Raw genomic sequence first — 3,421 nt, forward strand, 5'->3', positions numbered from 1 at the left:
GTCACGAGTGCGTTGCGGCACTGTTTGGGCAACTCGCAACTCGCTCAACATCGAGTCCTCTGCTTCGCTTAAGATAATCCGAATCGGAGCTGGCATAAATAATGGAACACTCCGTTTAGAGAACCTATCCCATCTTATATTTAATTAGTCCCAGCTACTTACCTGCTGAATCATCAAGGTGTTGATGTAGACCAAACAAATTTGCAACAAATGCAACGCCAGGACTGATAGCTCCTGCTCATCCAGCCGATTGGTGGCAATCTCGCTGTTTTTGCCGTAGAAGATGAACCCGTTTGCCCCATTCCACTGTTCTACTACATTCAAACCCTCATGAACTTCCCGACGTAGTTCCTCAGAATGCAAATAGCGGCACAAAAAAATTGTCCGAATCGCTTTCCCCAGGTCTATCAATGCCAGATGGGTTGGATGAAGGGGAGAAGTCGCTCGGTTAAATCGACGTAGGATCGCTTCTGCTTCTGCGGTTCCCAGTCTGAGGGCTGTGGCATACTTCACCATCTGGTCATATTGCTGTCGAATCCGGTTCCAGTCAATTTCCTTGTTCGCCAAGACGGACTGCAAATTGGAATAGTTCTGGCGCTGTCCAGCTTGAGGTAAGGATAGCCGTTGTGCGCCAATGCGGCGAATCCGGGGCATCAGTTCAAACCCCAGCAGACGACAAAAGGCAAATGCCACTTCACTCTGTCCGTGGGTGTCTACAAAGTTCTTCTGCACAGGCATATCAGTGCAATGCCGTAGCAGCCCTTCAATCATGGCAGCTGCTTCTGAGGACGAGCAAGTCTTGAGTTGCGAATAAATGCAGGCAGACTTCTTCTCGACATGCCAATAGATCATGACCCCGCGTCCGCCGTAGCGAATATGCCACTCGGTCATGAGATTCTGCTCCCAGGAACCAAACTTTTTGGCATCTGAAGCACAGGTGGTTGTCCCCTCTCCCCAAATCGCTTCTCTACGGCTGGCAAAGATGGCATTGACGACCTGAGCAATCGCACGACGCAGATCCTCTTTATTGACGAAATGCTTTTTGATGTAACGCAGATCGTCGTAACTGTCGTGCTTCATGCCGCCACAAATCCATTTGAGTCCGGTATTGGTGCCTAGGGCATAAAGGCATAGCAGCAACCGTCGCTGAATGGTTTGGGGGTCGAACATTTCTCGTGAGGCAGTGGTTTTGAATTGCTGCGTGAAGTGGACTCGCAGGTCTGCTTCCTTGAGCACGTCGAGCAAACTGGTCATAGTCCAACGCCCGTTGATTTCTCCTTTCAAGTAGCGCAAGTTATAAGGTTCTGCCTGCCTCTCTAAGGGAGTCACTGAATCCAGTTATTTCCCTGACGTTTGATGAGCCGCACCAATGGATTTTGGGGTAGCCCTTGGTCGAGCAGTGTCAACGCTTGAGTCATTTCCGCTTGCAGTTGGGTGATGAAGGCTTCAGCATCAAGGGGTTGCTTGAGTGCCTGATAGTACACCTCTCGATTTTGGTCAAAGTCCTGCGGCAAATCAGATTCTGGATTACCATACCGCTTCGCCCCAACCACCCAAATCTCCTTTGAGCGCAGTATTATCTCGTAATGCTTGCAATACACAGATTTCGTAGTTGACGCGATTGATACGCTCTTTGCCTTCACTATCAGTTTCTACGATTAGGTCGCGCCAACCACTTTTGAGGACTCCTTTGACGTAAAGTTGTTCTTCACTGGCATAGTAACGCTGATTGCTATCTTGATATTTTTTCAGGAGTTCCAGAGCTTGAACAACGGGACGGTGAACTTCATTGTTGGAACGGAACTCTAACGTTTTTAGAATTTTGGGTACCATGCGTCGGTAATGATGCAGGTAGGAGGATCGCATTACCGTGTACACCTTCTGGTCATAGGTTGTACTGGCATGATATTCCTGAATGACTGCTTTTAGGATTGTGGGAGTGGCGACCGGATAAACAACCTCTTTGACGCTCTCGTCTGGATGCTCCAGTGTGGCAGTAGCGATCTGATAGAGCAAATGCGGTTTGTTATCGACCCGCTTGAAGTCATTGAGCAACTGTTTGTCTACACGCCGTTCTGCATTAATGCCAATGCGATGCACGATCTGCACTAACAATTCCACCAGGTTGTCGCTAATCTCCTGGCTGCGTTGCCAACAGAAGGCAGCAATCAGGGTATAGCGAATCGCCTTTGAGTGTCGTCTGAGGTCACGGGGAGTTTCGGCCGCAGCACGACGGCGGTAATGCCCAACCACTTTAGGTGGGATCGTGTCAAACAAATTCACAGGCATGCCTAACTGGCGAATGTGGTTCAGCTTGTCAATCTCTTTGAACAAACTTTCTAGCCCGACCCGGGACGGGTCGCTCTTGAGAAAACTGAACACGGACTGTTTGAACTGGATCGCCTCATCCTCAGGCTCACTCACTTCTGTCTTCAGCAGGTCATCCATCTTGCTTCGGGTGTCAACCGACAGTTGTTGCATCAGACGCTCGCAAAAGCTGGCTTCGGTTGTACGAATCGCAGAACTAATCAACCGCTTTACCTGTTTGGGACTGGGAAGCTCCAGTTTCAGCTCTCGAAAACGTTGGTACACAATGGCTTCAAGGTGTGATTCTTGTCGATCATATATCAGAACCTGTTTGTTGAGACAACCAATCTTTCATGGCTTCAGCATCTTTCAAGGTGGACTCTTGGAATCCGAAGAATTCTCGAATTTCAATGCGATGACGAGCGCCGCTGCGTCCTTGATGGCTGTAGTCTTGTAGCAGTCTGGGCGAGAGGTCGAGTTGGGCTGCCAGGTAGGAAATGACCGCTTTCGGAATCTCTTGACGACTGCGAGGAAAGCGAGCTTCATGCTGGAAGAACTTGAGCCACACGGCATACCCCAGTTGGTTTGCCCCCACTTTTGTTTCCAGTAATGCCACTTCATCCAACAGTAGCGTGAATTGTTCAACTAACTCTTCAGGTGTCCACTGCCGCTTCATACTCGTTTCCCCTCACACAATTGATTCAGGCAATAGTAGACCTCTTGCGGAATTGAGTAAAATCAGCTAAACAAAGTTTCATGAATTGATAGTTATAGTTCCTAAATTGATGCGTTACAAAAAAGCACTTGCATTGTCTAAATCTGACTTTAAAAGAATGTACGGGGTGAAACCGGAAACATTTTGGATGATGGTGAAAGTAGTACGAGATGGGAAAGAGGGCAGCCGTGGCAGCCATGCATCTATCCCAATTCCCGACCAAATCTTGTTAACAAGAGCAGTATTGGCGCGAGTACAGAACTTACTTTCATATTGCTCAAGATTGGGGCAGGCACGAATCAACAGCACAACGGACAGTCAAACGAATTGAAAATTTATTAATAAAATCTGGAAAGTTTCGCCTGCCGAGTCGGCGACATCTGGGGAAAGAGTCCGAAG

At 48.4% G+C, this 3,421-nt stretch carries 5 protein-coding genes; all 5 read right to left on the reverse strand.

The features are described 5' to 3' along the window. Nucleotides 1-144: 144 nt before the first annotated feature. Nucleotides 145-1,329 (reverse strand): Tn3 family transposase, encoded by a 1,185-nt coding sequence (locus H6H02_RS26455; RefSeq protein ID WP_190823393.1) that lies wholly within the window; start codon nt 1,327-1,329, stop codon nt 145-147. Next, nucleotides 1,326-1,553 (reverse strand): hypothetical protein, encoded by a 228-nt coding sequence (locus H6H02_RS26460; protein ID WP_190823394.1) that lies wholly within the window; start codon nt 1,551-1,553, stop codon nt 1,326-1,328. Before H6H02_RS26460 ends, H6H02_RS26455 begins: the two co-directional genes overlap by 4 nt. After that, nucleotides 1,528-2,592 carry a hypothetical protein gene (locus tag H6H02_RS26465; protein ID WP_190823396.1) on the reverse strand — a complete coding sequence of 355 codons (1,065 nt, stop codon included), beginning with the start codon at nt 2,590-2,592 and terminating at the stop codon, nt 1,528-1,530. The genes H6H02_RS26460 and H6H02_RS26465 overlap by 26 nt, the downstream gene beginning before the upstream one ends. Before the next feature lie 28 nt (nt 2,593-2,620). Then, complete coding sequence (locus H6H02_RS26470; protein ID WP_190823398.1) at nt 2,621-2,983, reverse strand: DUF4158 domain-containing protein; 363 nt, start codon at nt 2,981-2,983, stop codon at nt 2,621-2,623. A gap of 114 nt (nt 2,984-3,097) precedes the next feature. After that, on the reverse strand, nt 3,098-3,331 hold the full coding sequence (locus tag H6H02_RS26475) for a hypothetical protein (RefSeq protein WP_190823400.1): 234 nt from the start codon (nt 3,329-3,331) through the stop codon (nt 3,098-3,100). Nucleotides 3,332-3,421 lie beyond the last annotated feature (90 nt).

Origin of the sequence: Coleofasciculus sp. FACHB-1120, from assembly GCF_014698845.1 — a bacterium.
Classification (GTDB): Bacteria; Cyanobacteriota; Cyanobacteriia; order Cyanobacteriales; family FACHB-T130; genus FACHB-T130.